Source organism: Paraburkholderia diazotrophica (assembly GCF_900108945.1).
GTDB classification, from domain to species: domain Bacteria; phylum Pseudomonadota; class Gammaproteobacteria; order Burkholderiales; family Burkholderiaceae; genus Paraburkholderia; species Paraburkholderia diazotrophica.
In genome coordinates this window covers 43,273-61,999 of sequence record NZ_FNYE01000012.1, presented here as the reverse complement: position 1 = coordinate 61,999, position 18,727 = coordinate 43,273, and the positions used below count along the sequence as shown (strand labels likewise).

The 18,727-nt window shown below is 65.2% G+C and carries 17 protein-coding genes and 2 tRNA genes; 14 read left to right on the top strand and 5 right to left on the bottom strand.

Features of this window, described 5'->3' with window-relative positions; all coding sequences use genetic code 11:
• The first annotated feature begins 259 nt into the window (after positions 1-259).
• The 6 genes from BMW76_RS17030 (at position 260) to BMW76_RS17005 (ending at position 7,605) form a co-directional block, all read left to right on the top strand.
• Positions 260-3,514, top strand: a complete 3,255-nt coding sequence (locus BMW76_RS17030) for an Rne/Rng family ribonuclease (protein WP_090867049.1) — start codon at positions 260-262, stop codon at positions 3,512-3,514.
• Positions 3,515-3,674: 160 nt separating this feature from the next.
• Positions 3,675-4,787, top strand: coding sequence for a GTP 3',8-cyclase MoaA (gene moaA / locus BMW76_RS17025; RefSeq protein ID WP_090867047.1), 1,113 nt, complete (start codon positions 3,675-3,677; stop codon positions 4,785-4,787).
• 14 nt (positions 4,788-4,801) lie between these two features.
• Positions 4,802-5,416: a molybdenum cofactor guanylyltransferase MobA gene (mobA, locus tag BMW76_RS17020; RefSeq protein ID WP_090867045.1), complete on the top strand. Its 615-nt coding sequence runs from the start codon at positions 4,802-4,804 to the stop codon at positions 5,414-5,416.
• 72 nt (positions 5,417-5,488) lie between these two features.
• Positions 5,489-6,787: a molybdopterin molybdotransferase MoeA gene (gene moeA / locus BMW76_RS17015; protein WP_090867043.1), complete on the top strand. Its 1,299-nt coding sequence runs from the start codon at positions 5,489-5,491 to the stop codon at positions 6,785-6,787.
• A 57-nt stretch (positions 6,788-6,844) separates the two neighbouring features.
• Entirely contained in the window at positions 6,845-7,120 is a 276-nt protein-coding gene (locus tag BMW76_RS17010) for a hypothetical protein (RefSeq protein ID WP_090867041.1), read from the top strand.
• Positions 7,120-7,605: a GNAT family N-acetyltransferase gene (locus tag BMW76_RS17005; RefSeq protein ID WP_090867039.1), complete on the top strand. Its 486-nt coding sequence runs from the start codon at positions 7,120-7,122 to the stop codon at positions 7,603-7,605. The genes BMW76_RS17010 and BMW76_RS17005 overlap by 1 nt, the downstream gene beginning before the upstream one ends.
• 119 nt (positions 7,606-7,724) lie before the next feature.
• Here the strand turns inward: BMW76_RS17005 and BMW76_RS17000 are convergent, their stop codons facing one another.
• The 5 genes from BMW76_RS17000 to pncB form a co-directional block, all read right to left on the bottom strand.
• Entirely contained in the window at positions 7,725-9,209 is a 1,485-nt protein-coding gene (locus BMW76_RS17000) for a DNA recombination protein RmuC (RefSeq protein WP_090867036.1), read from the bottom strand.
• On the bottom strand, positions 9,206-10,195 hold the full coding sequence (locus BMW76_RS16995; RefSeq protein WP_090867034.1) for a 2-hydroxyacid dehydrogenase: 990 nt from the start codon (positions 10,193-10,195) through the stop codon (positions 9,206-9,208). The genes BMW76_RS17000 and BMW76_RS16995 overlap by 4 nt, the downstream gene beginning before the upstream one ends.
• Positions 10,196-10,249: 54 nt before the next feature.
• Positions 10,250-11,677 carry a sodium:proton antiporter gene (locus BMW76_RS16990; RefSeq protein ID WP_407668971.1) on the bottom strand — a complete coding sequence of 476 codons (1,428 nt, stop codon included), beginning with the start codon at positions 11,675-11,677 and terminating at the stop codon, positions 10,250-10,252.
• Positions 11,678-11,711: 34 nt separating this feature from the next.
• Positions 11,712-12,374, bottom strand: coding sequence for a LutC/YkgG family protein (locus BMW76_RS16985; protein WP_090867297.1), 663 nt, complete (start codon positions 12,372-12,374; stop codon positions 11,712-11,714).
• A 213-nt stretch (positions 12,375-12,587) separates the two neighbouring features.
• Positions 12,588-13,787 carry a nicotinate phosphoribosyltransferase gene (gene pncB, locus BMW76_RS16980; protein ID WP_090867031.1) on the bottom strand — a complete coding sequence of 400 codons (1,200 nt, stop codon included), beginning with the start codon at positions 13,785-13,787 and terminating at the stop codon, positions 12,588-12,590.
• Positions 13,788-14,137: 350 nt separating this feature from the next.
• On the opposite strand from pncB, the gene fdxA reads away from it, so the two are divergent.
• From fdxA to BMW76_RS16935, 8 genes are all read left to right on the top strand, one after another.
• Positions 14,138-14,461 (top strand): ferredoxin FdxA, encoded by a 324-nt coding sequence (gene fdxA, locus BMW76_RS16970; protein ID WP_090867029.1) that lies wholly within the window; start codon positions 14,138-14,140, stop codon positions 14,459-14,461.
• 117 nt (positions 14,462-14,578) lie between these two features.
• Positions 14,579-14,654: transfer RNA gene (locus BMW76_RS16965), tRNA-Asn, on the top strand.
• Positions 14,655-14,717: 63 nt separating this feature from the next.
• Positions 14,718-14,793, top strand: a tRNA-Asn gene (locus tag BMW76_RS16960).
• Between the two features lie 214 nt (positions 14,794-15,007).
• Positions 15,008-15,514: a CreA family protein gene (locus BMW76_RS16955; RefSeq protein ID WP_090867027.1), complete on the top strand. Its 507-nt coding sequence runs from the start codon at positions 15,008-15,010 to the stop codon at positions 15,512-15,514.
• Positions 15,515-15,573: 59 nt separating this feature from the next.
• A complete protein-coding gene (locus BMW76_RS16950; RefSeq protein WP_090867025.1) occupies positions 15,574-16,401 on the top strand; it encodes an AraC family transcriptional regulator in 828 nt (275 codons plus the stop codon).
• 231 nt (positions 16,402-16,632) lie between these two features.
• The gene (locus BMW76_RS16945; protein ID WP_177200410.1) at positions 16,633-17,400 is read left to right on the top strand and encodes an AzlC family ABC transporter permease; all 768 of its coding nucleotides are present in this window, start codon (positions 16,633-16,635) and stop codon (positions 17,398-17,400) included.
• The gene (locus BMW76_RS16940; RefSeq protein ID WP_090867022.1) at positions 17,397-17,720 is read left to right on the top strand and encodes an AzlD domain-containing protein; all 324 of its coding nucleotides are present in this window, start codon (positions 17,397-17,399) and stop codon (positions 17,718-17,720) included. The genes BMW76_RS16945 and BMW76_RS16940 overlap by 4 nt, the downstream gene beginning before the upstream one ends.
• Positions 17,721-17,948: 228 nt before the next feature.
• On the top strand, positions 17,949-18,713 hold the full coding sequence (locus BMW76_RS16935) for a DUF4088 family protein (protein WP_090867020.1): 765 nt from the start codon (positions 17,949-17,951) through the stop codon (positions 18,711-18,713).
• The last annotated feature ends 14 nt before the right edge of the window (positions 18,714-18,727 follow it).

Here is an 18,727-nt window from a genome sequence, read left to right as displayed (position 1 = left end):
GCGTATGCAAGTCGGCTGCCAGGACCCGCGGCGTGTCGGGCCATTATTTGAAGCCGTGTTCGCATGTGCCCTGCGGCAGCGCGTCCAGTTTCCGTCGGACGGCGCCCTTTCAAGGCAATTCTCCCGCCATCTTTCCCGCTCCAGCGTGCTTGTGAAAACACAATAAGGCGCGGCATGCCGCTGCCGTTGCCGTCGGCTGGCCGGATTGGATCCCGCGCGCCGTCGGCTCGGACAGGCAGAGCCGCTCTGGAGCCGTTCAATGAAACGCATGTTGTTCAATGCGACGCAGCAGGAAGAACTGCGCGTCGCCATCGTCGATGGGCAAAAACTCATCGACATCGACATCGAAACCGCCGGGCGCGAACAGCGCAAAGGCAATATCTACAAGGGGATCGTGACGCGCATCGAGCCGTCGCTCGAAGCCTGCTTCGTCAACTACGGTGAAGACCGCCACGGTTTTCTCCCGTTCAAGGAAGTCGCCCGCCAGTATTTCCGCGAAGGCATCGACATGCGCTCGGCGCGCATTCAGGACGCCCTCAAGGAAGGCCAGGAACTGATCGTTCAGGTTGAGAAAGAAGAACGTGGCAACAAGGGCGCTGCCCTCACCACGTTCATCTCGCTCGCAGGCCGCTATCTCGTGCTGATGCCGAACAATCCGCGCGGCGGCGGCGTATCGCGCCGGATCGAGGGCGACGACCGCCAGGAACTGCGCGAAACGATGGCCCAGCTGCAACTGCCGGAAGGCATGAGCATCATCGCGCGCACGGCCGGCATCGGCCGCAGCGCCGAAGAGCTGCAGTGGGACCTCAACTACCTGATGCAGCTGTGGCGCGCGATCGAAGCCGCGTCGCAAAGCGGCACGCAAGGTCAGCCGATGCTGATCTATCTCGAATCGAGCCTCGTCATCCGCGCGATTCGCGACTACTTCCAGCCGGATATCGGCGAAATTCTCATCGACACCACGGAAATCCACGACCAGGCGCGCGCCTTCATGGATATCGTGATGCCGGACAATGTCAACAAGGTGAAGCGGTACCACGACGACGTGCCGCTTTTCTCGCGCTTCCAGATCGAGCACCAGATCGAGACGGCGTACTCGCGCACGGTGCCGCTGCCGTCGGGCGGCGCAATCGTGATTGACCACACGGAAGCGCTCGTCGCGATCGACGTGAACTCGGCGCGCGCCACCAAGGGCGCCGACATCGAGGAAACGGCCACGCGCACGAACCTCGAAGCCGCCGATGAAGTCGCTCGCCAGTTGCGTCTGCGCGACCTCGGCGGCCTGATCGTGATCGACTTCATCGACATGGAGTCGGCCAAGAGCCAGCGCGAAGTCGAGCAGCGTCTGAAGGACGCGCTCAAGCACGACCGCGCGCGCGTCCAGATGGGCAAGATCTCGCGCTTCGGCCTCATGGAGCTGTCGCGCCAGCGTCTGCGCCCGGCGCTGTCGGAAGGCAGCCACGTGACCTGCCCGCGCTGCAACGGCACGGGCCACATCCGCGACACCGAATCGTCCGCGCTGCAAGTGTTGCGGATCATTCAGGAAGAAGCGATGAAGGAAAACACCGCGGCGATCCACTGCCAGGTGCCCGTCGAAGTCACGGCCTTCCTGCTCAACGAAAAGCGCTCGGAAATCAATAAGATCGAGTCGCGTTTCAAGGTCAACGTCGTGCTGGTGCCGAACAAGCACCTCGACACGCCGCATTACAAGCTCGAGCGTCTGCGTCACGACGATGCACGCCTCGACGATCCGCGCGCCTCGTGGAAGATGGCCGAAGAAGCCGCGCGCGAACTGGAATCGGAAACGGGCTACAGCAAGCGCGCCGAAGATGTGAAGCCGAAGCAGGAAGCGGCTGTGAAGGGCATCACGCCGGAAAAGCCGGCGCCGAGCGCCCCCGTCCGCACGCCGGCTCCCGCAGCCCCTGCCCCCGCCGAGATGAAGCCCGCGACGGGCGGCTTCATCGGCTGGCTGAAGGGTCTGTTCGGGATGCAGCCGGCAGCTCCCGCACCGGCTCCGGCACCCGTCGAGAAGACGGCGAAGCCGGCGCGCGCCGAACGCACCGAGCGTGGTGAGCGCACGGGCGAGCGCGGCGGCGACCGCAACCGCAATCGTCGCGGCGGCGCAGGCGGCCGCGACTCGGCACGTGGCGAAGGCGCGGCAACGCAAGGCCGTCAGGGCCAGCCGTCGCAGCGTCGCGAGGAACGCGAACCGCGCGAAGCACGTGAACCGCGTGGCGGCCGCGAGCAGCGCGAGGGCCGTGAAGCACGCGAGACGCGTCCGGAGCGCGTCGAGCGCGGTCAGGAGCGCGCAGAACGCGCAGAAGCCGCCGAAAACGCGGCGCGTGGCGAGCGTCAGGAGCGCCAGGACCGTGGAGAGCGCCGCGAACGTGGCGAGCGCCCGGAACGCGGAGAGCGCCGCAAGCCGCAGCAGGAAGCCGCTGAAGCGCTGAGCCAGAACGAAGCCCAAGCCGATATCGCCGCGCAGGCACAAGCGAGCCTGACGGGCGGCGCTGCCGCTGCAGAGGAAGCGCGTGATGGCGAAGAGCGTCGCCGCCGTCGCCGCGGTCGCCGCGGTGGCCGTCGCGAGCGCGAAGAGGAAGGCGTGAACGTGAACACGGCAGCGGATGTTGCCGAAGCGGAAGGCGAAGCGGCGGCAGCCGCGTCGACGGAAGCACCTGTTCGCACGCCGGAGCACACGGGCCGTCACGAAGCGCAGCCTCAGGCAACGGCTCCCGCCGGACAGGAACCGGCAGAAACCGTGAAGCCGGTCGAGGTCGTCGTGGCAGCCGTCGCGACGGGCGCAGCCGTGGTCAGTGAACTGCATGCGTCGGCCGAAACGCCGTCGCTCGCTGTCGAAAAGGCAGCGAAGGCAGAAGCCGTCGTGCCCGCCGATGAAACTCCCGCTGCGCCGCAGGCAGAACCCGAAGCGCAAGCAGCCGCCGCGCCCGCCGAGCCCAAGGCCGTCGAGCCGCAGGAAGCTGCGCCCGTCGCCCCTGCCGAGCCCGCTGTCGAGACCCCTGCGCCCGTTGAAACCGCCCCGGCCGCTGAGGCCCCCGCACCTGCTGCAGCCGAACCCGCCGCAGCCGAACCCGTCGCCGAGCCGGTGGCAGCAACGCCTGTTGCTCCCGTCGCACCCGCTGCGGAAACGGAGCCGGTCGCCGAAGCACCGGTTGCGGCTCAGCCGGAAGCCCAACCAGTCGCCGAGCCGGTCGCGCATGCGGCCCAGCCCGAGCCGCAGCCGGCAGAAGCCGCACCTGTGACGAGGGCCGCCGAATCGCACGGCGCGCGCACGAACGGAACGGCATCGGCTGGCCTGTCGGGCGAAGGGCTGAAGTCGATGCTGGAAAGCGCCGGCCTCGTCTGGGTCAATACCGACTCCGACAAGCTGCGCGCCGCCCAGGAAGCCGCCGCGCAAGCCGTCAAGCCGACGCGTGTGCCGCGCGAGCGCAAGCCGCTGCCGCCCGTCGACACGACGCCGATGCAGCAGGTCGAAACGGTGAAGCATCCGCAGTAAGCGATCGCTAACCCAGTCTGCGCGGCAACGCCAGGCACCCGAAGAGCCCGCCTCCAAGGCGGGCTTTTTGTTGCCCGTCGCGCCGCTACCGCGCGTTCGCCCTACTGTGACGGATAAGGCCTTCCGCTAGAATGAAGGCTGATATTTCAGAAACGTCATCATGTCCCGACGCATCATTCCCGTTGCCGATGTCAGTGCCGTTCCGAACGTTGCCGGCCCCGCTCGCGTGCCGCGCGGCGAATTGACAGACACGCTGTCGCGCCCGCTGCGCGACCTGCGCATCTCGGTGACGGACCGCTGCAACTTCCGGTGCGTCTACTGCATGCCGCGCGCGGTGTTCAACAAGGACTACCCGTTCCTGCCGCACAGCGCGCTGCTGACGTTCGAGGAAATCGAGCGCATCGCGGCGATTTTCGTCGCGCATGGCGTCGAAAAAATCCGCCTGACAGGTGGCGAACCGCTGCTGCGCAAGAACCTCGAATTTCTGATCGAGCGCCTCGCCCGCATGACGACGGCGGCCGGCAAACCGCTCGATCTCACGCTGACCACCAACGGTTCGCTGCTCGCGCGCAAGGCGCGCAGCCTGAAAGACGCCGGCCTGAATCGCGTGACCGTCAGCCTCGACGCACTCGACGATGCGCTATTTCGCCGCATGAACGATGCCGATTTCGCGGTGCGCGACGTGCTCGAAGGCATCGAAGTCGCGCAATCGGTCGGCCTGACGCCGCTGAAAATCAACATGGTCGTCAAGCGCGGCACGAACGACGGCGAGATCGTGCCGATGGCGCGGCACTTCAAAGGCTCGGGCACCGTGCTGCGCTTCATCGAATACATGGACGTCGGCACGTCGAACGGCTGGAACATGACGGAAGTGCTGCCGTCGGCGGAAGTCGTCGAGCGGATCGGCGAGCACTACGCGCTGATCCCGCTCGAACCGCACAGCGCGGCCGAAACCGCGCAACGCTGGGGCTACGCGGACGGCACGGGCGAGATCGGCGTGATCTCAAGCGTGACGCGCGCCTTCTGCGGCACTTGCACGCGCGCGCGGCTCTCGACGGAAGGCAAGGTCTATCTGTGCCTGTTCGCGTCGTCGGGACACGACCTGCGCGCGCTCGTACGCAACGGCACGAGCGACGAAGGCATCGCCACCGCCATCGCCAACATCTGGCATGCGCGCGGCGACCGCTACTCGCAACTGCGCGGCAGCGCCGGCGCGACATCGACGGCGTCGGCGGAAGAACGGCGCGTCGAAATGTCGTACATCGGCGGCTGAATCCGCGCGCTTTCATGACGGTTTCCAGTGACGACATCACAGGCCTGCTGCTCGCCGGCGGACGCGGCATGCGCATGGGCGGCGCCGACAAGGGCCTGCAAACGCTGCATGGCGAGCCGCTCGCGCTGCATGTGCTGAGGCGCCTCGCGCCGCAGACGGGGCCGCTGCTGATCAGCGCGAACCGCCACATGCCGCGCTACAAGGCGCTCGGCGCGCCCTTCCACGCGAAAGTCATCGGCGATACGCTGCCCGACTTTCCCGGCCCGCTCGCCGGTCTGCTCGCGGGTCTGCGCGCGGCGCGCACGCCGTTCGTGCTGTCCGCGCCTTGCGATACGCCTGGCTTGCCCGACGATCTCGCCGAACGTCTCGCAGCCGCGCTCGACACACAGCATGGCGATATCGCCACCGTCACGACCACGGACGCCCAGGGCAACACGTCGATCCATCCCGTGTTCGCGCTGCTGCGCACGTCGCTCGCCGACGATCTCGAAGGCTTTCTGCAAGCGGGCGAGCGCAAGGTCCGCACGTGGTACGCGCGCCACAAGGCCGTCGAAGTGGCCTTTCCGGACGAGCGCACGTTTTACAATATCAATTCATTGCAGGAACTTGCCGACCTCGAACGACGTTGAGGGTTTCTGCCGTCATTTGCCGCGATCGCCCGGCCGCCGCCGCACCGCATCCCGTCGCGACGCTCCCCTTTCATGACCACGCTGAACGAAACCTCGAGTTGCGTCGCACAGTACGACGCCCAAGCCTTGCCGGTGTCCGCCGCACAGGCGATCGTCCGCGAATGGGCCACGCCCGTCACCACCGTTGAACGGGTCCCGCTGCACGACGCGCTGAACCGAGTGCTCGCGCAGGACATCGTGTCGCCCATCGACGTGCCCGCGCACGACAACTCCGCGATGGACGGCTACGCGTTCTCCAGCGCGGCGCTCGGCGGCGAGGCGAGCGAGATTGCGTTGAGCGTGGCGGGCAAGGCGCTCGCGGGTCATCCGTTCACCGGCGACATCGCCGCCACGCAATGCGTGCGCGTGATGACGGGCGCGAAGATGCCTCACGGCTGCGACACCGTCGTACCGCAAGAGAACGTCGCGCGCGACGCCGCCGATACGATCCGTTTCTCCAGGCAGTCATTGAAGGCAGGCGCGAACCGCCGCCTCGCGGGCGAAGATCTCGCGCGCGGCGCAGTCGCGCTGAAGGCGGGCCGTATCGTGCGCGCGTCGGACCTCGGGCTGCTCGCGTCGCTCGGCATCGGCGAGGTGCCCGTGCGGCGGCGTCTGCGCGTCGCGTTCTTTTCGACGGGCGACGAGTTGCGCTCGATCGGCCAGCCGCTCGATGCCGGCTGCGTCTACGACAGCAACCGCTACACGCTGTTCGCGATGCTCAAGCGGCTGCATCTCGATCCCATCGATCTCGGCGTGATCCGCGACGAGCCCGCTGCACTCGAAGACGCATTGCGTACGGCTGCGGCGAGTGCCGATGTCGTGATAACCTCCGGCGGCGTTTCCGTCGGTGAAGCCGATCTGACCAAGCAGATGCTGCGCGTGCTCGGCGACGTCGCGTTCTGGAGTCTCGCGATGCGCCCCGGCCGGCCGCTCGCGTTCGGCCGCATCTGGTCGGGCGGCAAGCCCGGCGTAGGAGAGCCGGCCATCTTCTTCGGCTTGCCCGGCAATCCCGTTGCGGTGATGGCGACGTTCTACCAGATCGTGCGCGAAGTGCTGCTGCTGATGTCCGGCGCGAATGTGCCCGCGCCTGCGCTGATCCGCGCGGCATGCCGTCAGCCGATCCGCAAGCGGCCGGGCCGCACCGAGTTCCAGCGCGGCGTCGCCGAACGCGACGCGCAAGGAGAGTGGCACGTCACGCCGACGGGCTCGCAAGGCTCCGGCGTGCTCAGTTCGATGAGCGAAGCAAACTGCTTCATCGTGCTTGCCCACGAACAGGCCGATCTCGATCCGGGCGACGCCGTCGACATCATGCTGTTCGACGGCCTCATCTGAGCGGGCGCGGCCGGCATGCTTTTCACGCAATCCAATACGACTACGGGTTTGACTTATATGAAAAAACAGATCTCGTTCATTGCACCGGGGCAAACCGCAAAGGCACTGATCCTCGTGTACCTGACGTTCAGCGTGCCGATCGTTCTGCTCGGCGTACTGGTCGCGTTCATCCGTTACGGGTCGATGGAATTGAGCACGGTGTTCAGCGCGCTGCTGCTCAACGCGATTCTGGGCTTCATCCTGCTGTGGATTGCGTGCCACGCGTACAACTGGGTGGCGTCGCGTTTCGGCGGCATCGAAATCCACCTGAGCGACGTGCCGGAGGAAGCGTGATGTCAGCGACGATCCGCGCAGCCACGCCCGCCGACGTCGGCGCAATGCTCGCGCTGATGCGCGAACTGGCCGAGTTCGAAAAGCTCACGCATCTGTTCATCGCGACCGTGGAAGGCGTGCACGATGCGCTGTTCGGCGCGCGCCCTTCGGCGGAAGCGCTCGTTGCCGAACGCGCCGGCAAGATCATCGGCTACGCGCTCTTCTTCCATAATTACTCGACGTTCCTGGGACGCCGCGGGCTGTATCTCGAAGACCTGTACGTGCAGCCCGCCGAGCGCGGCACGGGTCTGGGCTCGAAGATGCTGCGTCATCTGGCGGCATTGGCCGTCGAGCGGCAGTGCGGGCGGTTCGAATGGTCGGTGCTGGACTGGAATCAGCCCGCCATCGATTTCTATCAGAAGATGGGCGCGACCGTGTTGCCGGACTGGCGCATCGTCCGCGTGACGGGCGACGCGCTCGATCAGCTGGCGGCGAGCGCGGGCTGATCCGCTGTCTGCATACCGTGAATCAGAAATCGCGAATCAGACTTCGCTATTGAGAAATCGCGAGGCGTAACCGATCCGGCGATGCCTCGCCCGCTTTCCCTTCCGTTCCTACACCTCCGTCAAGACTCGTCGGCATCCGCGCCGGATAGCGAGTCCCCGAGCAGTCCCGCCGCCCGCTCTTCGGGCAACGCCTCGACATCGCGCAGCTTGCGGTTCATCTGGCGCGTGCGCACTTCCGCCGCCTCGATCGAACGCGTGACCGTTTCGAGCTGCGACTTGGTCTTCGCGAGCACGTCGCCGAACTTGCCGAACTCGGTCTTCACCGCGCCCAGCACCTGCCACACTTCGCTCGAACGCTTCTCGATGGCCAGTGTGCGGAAACCCATCTGCAAGCTGTTCAGCAGCGCCGTCAGCGTGGTCGGCCCCGCGATCGTCACGCGATAGTCGCGCTGCAACAGATCGCTGAGCCCCGGACGGCGCAGGATTTCCGCATAGAGCCCTTCCGTCGGCAGGAACAGCAGCGCGAAGTCCGTCGTATGCGGCGGCGACACATACTTCTCCGCAATCGTCTTCGCTTCCGCGCGAATCCGCCCTTCCAGTGCGCGCGACGCCTCTTCGACCGCGACGGGATCGGCGCGCTCCTGCGCTTCGATCAGACGCTCATAGTCCTCACGCGGAAACTTCGCATCGATAGGCAGCCACACGGGCGTCGCCGCCGCTTCCGGCGACGGTTGACGCCCCGGCAGCTTGATCGCGAACTCGACGCGGTCGTTGCTCTTAGGAATCGTCGCGATGTTCTTCGCGTACTGATCGGACGTCAGGATCTGTTCGAGCAACGCTTCGAGCTGCACTTCGCCCCACGTGCCGCGCGTCTTTACGTTCGTCAGAACCTTCTTCAGATCGCCTACGCCCGCCGCAAGCGTCTGCATTTCGCCGAGACCGCGATGCACCTGTTCAAGACGATCGGACACGAGCTTGAACGATTCGCCGAGTCGCTGTTCGAGCGTCGCGTGCAGCTTTTCATCGACGGTGCAGCGCATTTCTTCGAGCTTCGTCGCGTTGTTCGTCTCGATGTCTTTCAGACGCTGCTCGATGGTCGTGCGCACTTCCGCGAAGCGCCGATCGTTCGCTTCCGTGACCTGCGACAGTTGATGCTGCAACGTTTCGCCGAAACGCCTCAACGTCATGCCCTGTTCGTCGCGCGCCTGCTGTGCCTGCTGCTGCAAGCTCTGACGCACGGCGTCGAGCTGTTGCGCGTTGGTCTCGGTGAGCTTGACGAGCTGCTGCGCAAAACCGTCGATCTTGCCGGCCTGCACCGTCGTCATGCTCGTGAACTGCGACGCGAGTGTTTGCTGGAACTGCGAAAAGCCGCCACTCAGTTCAGTGCGCGACACGCGCGCGGTTTCGGAAATCTCGTTGCGCAGTTCGCGTTCGAGCCGCTCGGTCGCGCGCGCCTGCACGGCCGAGGCCGCTTCGAGGCGCTCGCCGAGCTCGGCGAAATGCATCAGCTGATGCGCGCCATTGCTGTCGCGCATCAGCATCACCAGCGCGATCACCAATGCGACGGCCAGAACGGCAACTGCCGCAATCAACACCATCGTCATGAGCGCGCCATCCCGATCACGTCAGGGTTGATCGGATTCGGCGGACGTCCCGCGCGCGGACCTTCGCCCAGGGCTGCGATCAGATTGTCGGCGGCGAGGTTGGCCATCGCGCGGCGCGTTGCTTCCGTCGCGCTTGCGATATGCGGCGTCAGCACGACATTCGGCACCGTCAGCAGCGCCGGATTCACCTTCGGCTCGCCTTCGAACACATCGAGGCCGGCGGCCCCGATGCGCTTCTCGCGCAGCGCGACGGCAAGCGCCGCGTCGTCGACGATGCCGCCGCGCGCGATATTCGTGAGCGTCGCGGTCGGCTTCATCAGCGCGAGTTCGGCAGCGCCGATCGTATGATGGCTTTGCGCCGTGTACGGCAGCACCAGCACGACGTGATCGGCGCGCCGCAGCAGTTCTTCCTTCGATACGTATTGCGCGTTCAGTTCCGCCTCGATCTCGGGCGCGACACGCGAACGGTTGTGATAGATCACGTTCATGCTGAAGCCGCGCGCGCGACGAGCAAGCGCCTGTCCGATGCGCCCCATGCCGATCACGCCGAGCGTCGAGCCGTAGATATCCGAGCCGAGAAAGCCGTCGTACGACCACTTCTCCCATTTGCCCGCGCGCAGCCAGTGCTCCGATTCGGCGATGCGGCGCGCGGTCGCCATCATCAGCGCCCAGCCGAAATCGGCCGTCGATTCATTGAGCACGTCGGGCGTGTTCGTGCCGAGCACGTGCGCAGCGTTGAACGCCGTCATGTCGAAGTTGTTGTAGCCGACGGCCATGTTCGACACGACGCGGAGGCGCGGCGCGACGGCCAACACGGACGTGTCGATGATGTCGCCCGCCGTCAGCGCACCGTCCTTGTCGGCGATCCGGCGCTTCAGTTCGTCGGCGGGAAGCACGTCGCCGTTATTCCAGTCGACTTCGAAGTGCTGCTTGAGCCGCTCGATCACATCCGGAAAGATGGGACGCGCAACCAGGACCTTTTGCATTGCCATTCTCCGAGTATCAGGCCGCGACGCGCGCGTATCGGCACGCGCACGGCGTTAAAAGAATATCCACGACGTCGCGATGAACAACGGTATCAGCACGATGCCCGACCACGCGAGATACGCGAAAAAGCCGGGCATCCGCACGCCGCGCGATTCCGCGATCGCCTTGACCATGAAATTCGGCGCGTTGCCGATATAGCTGTTCGCGCCCATGAACACCGCGCCCGCCGAAATGGCAGCGAGCGTCGACGCGCCCGTGGCCATCAGCGTCTGCGCATCGCCGCCCGCGAGGTTGAAGAACACGAGGTACGTCGGCGCGTTGTCGAGGAACGACGACAGCAGACCCGTCGCCCAGAAGTACATCTCGTCGCGAGGCTGGCCGGCCGTGTCGTTCACGAGATGCACGATACCGCTGAATGCACCCGCTTCGCCCGCGCGCAACATCATGATGACGGGCGCGATCGTCACGAAGATGCCCGCGAACAGCTTCGCCACCTCTTCGATGGGCGCCCAGCTGAACGCGTTGCCCTCACGCGCCGCGCGCGGCGTCACGATCAGCGACAGCAACGTCAGCGCGACCAGCCCCACGTCGCGCACGACATTCTGCAACGCGACGTGCGAGCCCGCCACATCGAACGCGATGCCGGGCGTCCAGATGCCGCTCATCAGCACGAGCGCGATCACGAGCGCAAGCAGCACGAAGTTGACCTTGCCTTCGATGCCGATGGTCGACGTGTCGGGCGACGGGTCGACGGGGAGCACTTCTTCGCGCCGCCGGAAATAGTACGAATCGAGCGCGAAGAACACGGCCAGCAGCACGGCACAGACGAATAGCATCGGTAGCGCGAGATGGACCGTCGTCCAGAAGAAACCGACGCCGTTCAGAAAACCGAGAAACAACGGCGGATCGCCCAGCGGCGACAGCGAGCCGCCCACGTTCGCGACCAGAAAGATGAAGAACACGACGACATGCACGGCGTGCTTGCGATTGTCGTTCGCGCGCAGGAGCGGCCGGATCAGCAGCATCGCCGCGCCCGTCGTACCCATGATGCTGGCGAGCGCCGTGCCGAGCGCGAGCAGCGCCGTATTCAGACGCGGTGTGCCGTGCAGGTTGCCCGTCACACAGATGCCGCCCGCGACGGTATAGAGCGCCGTCAGGAGCACGATGAACGGCACGTACTCGTCGAGCAACGCATGGATCAACGCGCCGAACGCCGCCGACGAGCCGAACGCGAATGCAAACGGCACGAGAAACGCAAAGGCCCATGCCGCCGATACCTTGCCGTAGTGGTGATGCCAGAGCTTGGGCGCGGCGAGCGGGAACACGGCGATCGACAGCAGCATGCCCGCGAACGGCACGCCCCACCACACGGACAGCGATCCGCCATCCACCGTGGCCGCAGATGCCGCGAGCGGCCAGCACGACAGCGCGAACGCGAGCGTCAGACCCGCGATCCACGCGGCCTTCGACCGGTTCGTCACCGCTCGCGTGTCGCGGCCATGCACGTGCGGAACATCAAGCGCCACGCACGACGATCGCATGCACGCGATAAGGACCGTGCGCGCCGAGCACGATAGTTTGTTCGATATCGCCCGTACGCGACGGGCCGGAGACGAAGTTGACCGCGCGCGGCAGCTCGCCGCGTTCGCTGCGGATCAGGTTGAACGCCTCTTCGTGACCGGCGACGATGCGCGACGCCGGCACGATTGCAATGTGCGTCTCCGGCAGCAAGCCCGCCGACGCATACGTCTGCGGACCCGACAGCAGCACCAGCGTGCCCGTTTCCGCCGTCGCGCAGAAACAGCCCGTCATGCCGACGCGATCTTCGTCCTTCGGCTTGCGGAATTCGACGTCGATGCCGGAACCCGTCCACGGCAACGCTTCGAGCGTCTGCCATGCAATGGCCTGGGTCGGCAGATTCAGTTCGGTGAGGTAGCGATGCGCGGCAGCGGGCACGTCGGAGAGCGACTCGACGGTGTCGACAGTGGTCGCCATCTTCTTGGCCTGCTCGATGAAATGCGCGACGAGATCAGCCGGCATCGGCGGACGCGGCCCTTGCGGATGGCTTGCGAGATACGCTTGCGCCGCCTCGCGCTCGGACGCGGCCGGCTCGGGCTCACGCCCTTGCGCTGCGCGAATGCGCGCCAGGATGTTGCTACGGGCGGTCGATGTATCCATGAGCCATATCCTCGTGCCGGTGATCGTGTCGATCTTGTTGAATGCGCAATCTCGTTGCGCGTGCACTGCGCACATTGACCCGTGAATTATACCGGCCGCCCTGTGCGCGAACACCTGGCCGAACGGCTAATGGCGGTGCTCGAGCGAAGCGCCGACAATAGCCTTCACGCGCTTGCATGCACCTGGCGGCACAACCCCGAAAGTGGCGACACGTTATTTGCCGACTTCTTCCTCGGCGGGCTGCTCGATGCCGAACACCTGGCTCAGATAGGCGATATAAGCCTTGTCTTCGCACATGTTCTTGCCCGGCGAGTCCGACAGTTTCGCCACCGGCTGGCCGTTGCACTTGACCATCTTGATGACGATCTGCAGCGGGTTGTAGCCGAGATCGTTGGTGAGATTCGTGCCGACGCCGAACGCGAGCTTGCAGCGGCCGCGGAAGCGTTCGTACAACTGCAGCACCTTCGGGATGTCGAGCGCGTCGGAGAACACGAGCACCTTCGTGCGCGGGTCGCAACGGTTCGCTTCGTAGTGGGCGATAAGACGCTCGCCCCAGTCGAACGGGTCGCCGGAATCGTGGCGCGCGCCGTCGAAGAGCTTGCAGAAGTACATGTCGAAATCACGGAGGAATGCCTTCATGCCATACACGTCCGACAACGCGATACCGAGGTCGCCGCGATATTCCTTCGCCCACATCTCAAAGCCGTAGATCTGCGAATCGCGCAGACGCGGACCGAGCGCCTGGCAGGCCTGCAGGTATTCGTGCGCCATCGTGCCGAGCGGCGTGAGGCCGTGCTTCATCGCGTAGAACACGTTGCTCGTGCCCGCGAACTGCTCGCGCAGGCCGTCCTTGAGCGTGAGGATCACCTCTTCGTGCCAGCGCCCGGAGAAGCGGCGACGCGTGCCGTAATCGGCGATCTTGCAGTCGGCGAACTCGGGGCGCGCGCCGAGCAACTGAATCTTGTCGCGCAGACGCTCGCGCCCTTCGCTGTAATCCGGCTGCTGCTGCGTGTTGCGGAAATACACTTCGTTGACGATCGCGAGCACGGGAATTTCGAAGAGGATCGTATGCAGCCACGGCCCCTTGATGTAGATATCGATTTCCCCGTTGCCTTTCGGCGAAGGCGTGATCGAAATGTACTTCTCGTTCAGATGGAAGAGCGCGAGGAAGTCGATGAAATCGCTCTTGATGAAGCGCATCTGGCGCAGATAGTCGAGTTCGCCTTCATTGAACCGGAGCCCGCAGAGCTTGCGCACTTCGCGGCGGATCTCGTCGACGTACGGCACGAGGTCGACGTTCGGCGTGCGGCAGCGAAACTTGTATTCGACGTTGGCCGCCGGGAAGAGATGCAGCACCACCTGCATCATCGTGAACTTGTACAGATCGGTATCGAGCAGCGAAGTAATGATCATGATCTTGCAAACCGGGACTGCATAAAAACGGAAGACGTCAGGCCTCGTGCGCCCTCGCCCTTTTTGTACGCCGCATGCGCTGCGAGCCCCGCGCAAAACGGGTGCGCTCGCGAAGACGCTGTCGCATGTTACCCGAATGCGCGCCGGCCGTTGCCCCACTGCGCCATGGCCGGCGGGCGGCGGCAAGGCGCGTTCGGCGCGAATCCGCCCGGCCATAAACTAATCACCAAACGATATAAAAGCCCTGACAGCGATCGCGTATGCACTACTTGACGTTACGTTACAATAACGCTTTTGGCGTCTTGCCATCTCCCCACTACCAAAAGATATCGTTTGCAGGAGTTGCCTGAATGACTCACGTTGTGACCGAAAGCTGCATCAAGTGCCGCTATACCGACTGCGTCGATGTGTGCCCGGTGGACTGCTTTCGCGAAGGTCCCAACTTCCTCGCGATTGACCCCGACGAGTGCATCGACTGCGCTGTGTGCGTTGCGGAGTGCCCGGTGAATGCGATCTACGCCGAAGAAGACGTGCCTGGCGACCAGCAGCACTTCACCCCGTTGAACGCCGAGTTGGCGAAGGCATGGCCGAGCATCACGAAGACCAAGGCGCCGCTGCCCGAAGCCGACGAATTCAAGGACGTGAAGGAGAAGCTCTCGCTGCTGGAGCGTTGATCGCCGCAGCAGACCTGTCGCTCCCGCCCGGATCAGTCGAACCCATATTGAGATGAACTGGGGGTATTGACAGCTTCTGCATCACCTCCTACAATTTCGCTTCTCTGCTGTTGTTGTTCCCCGATAGCTCAGTCGGTAGAGCGCCGGACTGTTAATCCGTAGGTCCCTGGTTCGAGCCCAGGTCGGGGAGCCAAGAATTGCAAAGGCCCGTTAACCATGACGGGCTTTTTTATGTAGTGACACGTTGTATTGCTGTTCCCCGATAGCTCAGTCGGTAGAGCGCCGGACTGTTAATCCGTAGGTCCCTGGTTCGAGCCCAGGTCGGGGAGCCAAAATTCGAAGGCCCGCATCCGTGCGGGCCTTTTCTTTTTCTGCGATCGTTTTTCTCTCGTCCTTTCCCAGCCACCGCTCTCCTTCGACGATTCGACGAATCCGATCTCCGTCGCGCCGGACGCTGGCGTCCACGGTCCGCACACGCAACCAGGTTACGATGACGCACTCACGGGCAATCGCCCCGGCTGCCTTCACATTTCTTCCGGTCACCTGATGAAAATTGCTCCGCACTGCGCACGGGCCGCGCGCGCCTTCATCTTCGCCACATCCGCCGCTTCCGTCACATTCGCGTCTGCGCGGCTCGCGCACGCGGAGGAAGTCGCCAGCGTCAACACGAACTTTCATATCACCGGTTCGGACCGCGTGGTCGTCGAAGCCTATGACGATCCCGCGGTGCAGGGCGTTACCTGCTATGTGTCGCGGGCGCGAACGGGCGGCATCAAAGGAACGCTGGGCATCGCCGAAGATCCGACCGAGGCGTCGATTGCGTGCCGTCAGGTCGGTCCCGTCAAGATTCCCGAACCGCTGCGACAACAGGCCGACGTGTTCACGGAACGAATGTCGCTGATCTTCAAGACGCTGCACGTGGTGCGCGTCGTCGACACGAAGCGCAATACGCTCGTCTATCTGACCTACAGCGACCGCGTCACGACGGGCAGCGCGAAAAACAGCGTCACGGCCGTGCCGATGCCCGCCGGCACGACGATTCCCGTCCGTTGACGCGGGGGCCCGCAACACGCGATGCGCGGTAAACTGGCAGGTCCACCCGGACATCGATCATGACTTCGACCCGCTTCCGCGATAACGCCCGCTACTGGCGCACGCCGCTATTGCCCGGCGCGGACCTGCTCACGGCCGAATATCACGATCACGAGTTCACGCCGCACTGGCACGACGCGTACACGATTCCCGTGATCGAAGCGGGCGCGGAGACCTATCGGTATCAAGGCTCGCATTACGTCGCCGAGGCGGGCAGCGTGCCCGTGATCAACCCGGGCGAAGTGCACACCGGCTCCCGGGCAATCGACGAAGGCTGGCGCTACCGCGTGTTGTACGCGCCCGTCGAATTCATCCATGCGCTCGCCGAGGACATCGCGGGCCACGCGCAGCCGCTGCCGTGGTTCGACGCCGACGTGATCCGCGATCCGGACCTCGCCGTTCGGCTCGCGCGCGCGCACCGGTTGCTCGAATCGAACGACGATCCCCTCGCAGCCGAAACGGCGATGCTCGACGCGCTGTCGACACTGCTCGTCCGCTACGGCCGCACCCGCGCCGACACACCGCAGAACGCCGCCGCCGATACCCGCGTGGCTACGATGAAGGAACAGCTCACGGGCGACCTTGCCGCGCCGCTCAAGCTCGCCGAACTGGCGGATGCCGTCGGGTTGTCGCCGTTTCACGCGGCGCGCCTCTTCACGCGCGCGACGGGGCTGCCGCCGCACGCGTGGCGCAACCAGATCCGCTTGCAGCGCTCGCTGGCGCCATTGCGCGCGGGCGCGTCGGTGGCCGACGTCGCGGCGGCGAGCGGCTTCACCGATCAAAGCCACTTCACGCGCCATTTTCGTCGCATGTTCGGCGTGCCGCCGGGTCGCTGGCAGTCGTCCTGAGACGGACGCGCGCGCGACGCGAACGCGCACAAGCTGAGACGCACCGTTGGAATTCCGCGTCACATCCACCCATCCCACACATCGACCCATCCACGCGTCCGCCGGCCATCCGCGAGCCCGGCGAAACGCGCGCCGCAACCGCAAGCCCAAGCGCAAGCCCAAGCTCAAGCGCAAACTCAAACTCAAACCCAATCGCAAGAACGTACAAGCCGGCCCGCCCCTCGCCCGGCTATGCTCGGCCGTATCGAGGAGAAAAGATTGACTCACCCTGCACAATCCACTCACCGGCTCAAGGAACTGATGGCGGGCGCGCGCGACACGCTCCCGATGGTCATCGGCTCGGCGCCGTTCGGCGTCATCTTCGGGACGCTCGTCGCATCTGGCCCGCTGCATCTGTGGCACGGCCAGTTCATGTCGCTGATCGTATTCGCCGGCTCGGCGCAGTTCATCGCGCTCGGTCTGATTGCGGGCCATGCGAGCTACGCCGTCGTCTGGGCGACGACGCTCGTCGTGAACGCCCGCCACGTCCTCTACAGCGCGACGCTCGCGCCGTATGTGTCGCATCTGCCGTCGCGCTGGCGCTGGGCGCTCGGCGGCCTGCTCACCGACGAAGTGTTCGCCGTCGCGTGGGCGCATTACCGGCTGCATCCGCCCGGCTCGGTCGGGCCGTACTACTTTCTGGGCTCGGGCCTGTCGATGTACGCCAACTGGCAGGGCTGGACGCTCGTCGGCCTGCTGTTCGGCGCGGCGTTTCCCGGCCTGCAGTCGCTCGGGCTCGACTTTGCGATGGTCGCGACATTCATCGCGATCGTCGTGCCGCAGCTCGTCGCCGTGCGTTATCTGGCTGCGGCCGCCACGGCCGGCGCGCTTGCGTTCTTCTGGCAGGGCTGGCCGTACAAGCTCGGCCTGCTGGGCGCCGTATTCGCGGGCGTCGCGGTCGGCGTGCTGCTGTCGTTGCCCGCGATTCAGCGCACCCGCGCCGCGGAGGCTTCGCAATGAATTACGTTCTGTTGATTGTCGGCATGGCCGTCATCACGTGGCTGATTCGCGCCGCCGTGTTCGTGCTCGGCGACCGCATCGTATTTCCGCCGCTCGTGCGCACCGCGCTCGGCTTCGTGCCCGTGACCGTGCTGACGGCGATCATCGTGCCGATGGCCGTCTCGCCGCACGGCGCACAAGCCGAATTGACCTGGCGCAACCCGCAGCTCGTCGGCGCGCTCGCCGCCGTCGCGGTCAGCGCGCTCACGCGCCGGCCGCTGCTGACCATTGCCGTCGGCCTAGCCGTCTTCTTCCTGTGGCAAGGCGTCGTCCTGAAGTGACTTCGCCGCCGTATGCGCGCCGCTCGCCCGGACGGCGCGCGCCCTCAAGTTCCCTTTCAATCCGCCGATAAACACTCGTGGCCCGCGAACCAGGCTGCGTCTGCCGACGCACGGCCGGCACGCCGGACTGAACCGCGCCGGACATCGGTGCCGCCAACGAAACGGGGACGGCGGCACAGGGGCGAACGCCTCGACGGCTTCTGCGCGGTCGACGAAACGGGATAAGACATGGGTCAGATTACCCTTCACATCAAGGACGAAACGCTCGCATCCTTGCGAAAGGATTTCGAGGCGTTCGTGCGGGTCTCGCTCAAGCTGGACCCGCAGTTCGCGACGCCGTCGTTCGAGGATTTTCTGCGCGCCAAGCTCCTCGACAACATGGTGCCGCTGACCGAGCACGCCGTGCAGCGGATGCTGCAGGGCGGTCAGTACGCATGGGCGAAGCGCACGCTGGACAAGGAGTTTCCGGACGTCGTGGCGATCCTGATGAAGCAGGCGAACGAGTTCGGCTTCGGCTTTGCGGCGCGCTCCGAGTGGACGCCTGAAGAACTGGCGAAACAGAGCCGCGAATGGGCGGCCGCGATCGTCAAGGAAGCGGAAGGCGCGCCTTCGCTGGTCGATCCGCTTGCCGCGCAGATCAAGTCGGCGGCGCAGGATATCCAGGCGCTCGAAGAAGTGATGCAGACGCCCGCGTGGCGTCTCGCCGAATCGCTGCGCCAGCGGGTCTACGAGGCGAAGGTTGCATGCGAGACGAGTGTCGGCAGCGCGGCGCGCGAAAAGCTCGGCGAACTGCGCGGCCTGTTGCGCCTGGGCATTTCGCACGGCTCGTTCCAGAAGCAGGAAGCGCAGCAGATCATGGAGTATCTGCGGCTCCTGAAGCCGGAGATTTTCGTCGAAGAACCGTACGACGTATTCACGCGGCTCGCGGCGTGGCTGCGCAACTTCTTCATGCCGCCGCCGAGGCCGCAGCAACAACAGAGGCAGTCACGCTAGGCGTTGCACGCGCG

Excerpts from the sequence above, each read along its gene's own strand:
- BMW76_RS17030 (WP_090867049.1), top strand. The coding sequence starts at position 260 with ATGAAACGCATGTTGTTCAATGCGACGCAGCAGGAAGAACTGCGCGTC.
- moaA (WP_090867047.1), top strand. The coding sequence starts at position 3,675 with ATGTCCCGACGCATCATTCCCGTTGCCGATGTCAGTGCCGTTCCGAAC.
- mobA (WP_090867045.1), top strand. The coding sequence starts at position 4,802 with ATGACGGTTTCCAGTGACGACATCACAGGCCTGCTGCTCGCCGGCGGA.
- moeA (WP_090867043.1), top strand. The coding sequence starts at position 5,489 with ATGACCACGCTGAACGAAACCTCGAGTTGCGTCGCACAGTACGACGCC.
- BMW76_RS17010 (WP_090867041.1), top strand. The coding sequence starts at position 6,845 with ATGAAAAAACAGATCTCGTTCATTGCACCGGGGCAAACCGCAAAGGCA.
- BMW76_RS17005 (WP_090867039.1), top strand. The coding sequence starts at position 7,120 with ATGTCAGCGACGATCCGCGCAGCCACGCCCGCCGACGTCGGCGCAATG.
- BMW76_RS17000 (WP_090867036.1), bottom strand. The coding sequence starts at position 9,209 with ATGACGATGGTGTTGATTGCGGCAGTTGCCGTTCTGGCCGTCGCATTG.
- BMW76_RS16995 (WP_090867034.1), bottom strand. The coding sequence starts at position 10,195 with ATGCAAAAGGTCCTGGTTGCGCGTCCCATCTTTCCGGATGTGATCGAG.
- BMW76_RS16985 (WP_090867297.1), bottom strand. The coding sequence starts at position 12,374 with ATGGATACATCGACCGCCCGTAGCAACATCCTGGCGCGCATTCGCGCA.
- pncB (WP_090867031.1), bottom strand. The coding sequence starts at position 13,787 with ATGATCATTACTTCGCTGCTCGATACCGATCTGTACAAGTTCACGATG.
- fdxA (WP_090867029.1), top strand. The coding sequence starts at position 14,138 with ATGACTCACGTTGTGACCGAAAGCTGCATCAAGTGCCGCTATACCGAC.
- BMW76_RS16955 (WP_090867027.1), top strand. The coding sequence starts at position 15,008 with ATGAAAATTGCTCCGCACTGCGCACGGGCCGCGCGCGCCTTCATCTTC.
- BMW76_RS16950 (WP_090867025.1), top strand. The coding sequence starts at position 15,574 with ATGACTTCGACCCGCTTCCGCGATAACGCCCGCTACTGGCGCACGCCG.
- BMW76_RS16945 (WP_177200410.1), top strand. The coding sequence starts at position 16,633 with ATGCTCGGCCGTATCGAGGAGAAAAGATTGACTCACCCTGCACAATCC.
- BMW76_RS16940 (WP_090867022.1), top strand. The coding sequence starts at position 17,397 with ATGAATTACGTTCTGTTGATTGTCGGCATGGCCGTCATCACGTGGCTG.
- BMW76_RS16935 (WP_090867020.1), top strand. The coding sequence starts at position 17,949 with ATGGGTCAGATTACCCTTCACATCAAGGACGAAACGCTCGCATCCTTG.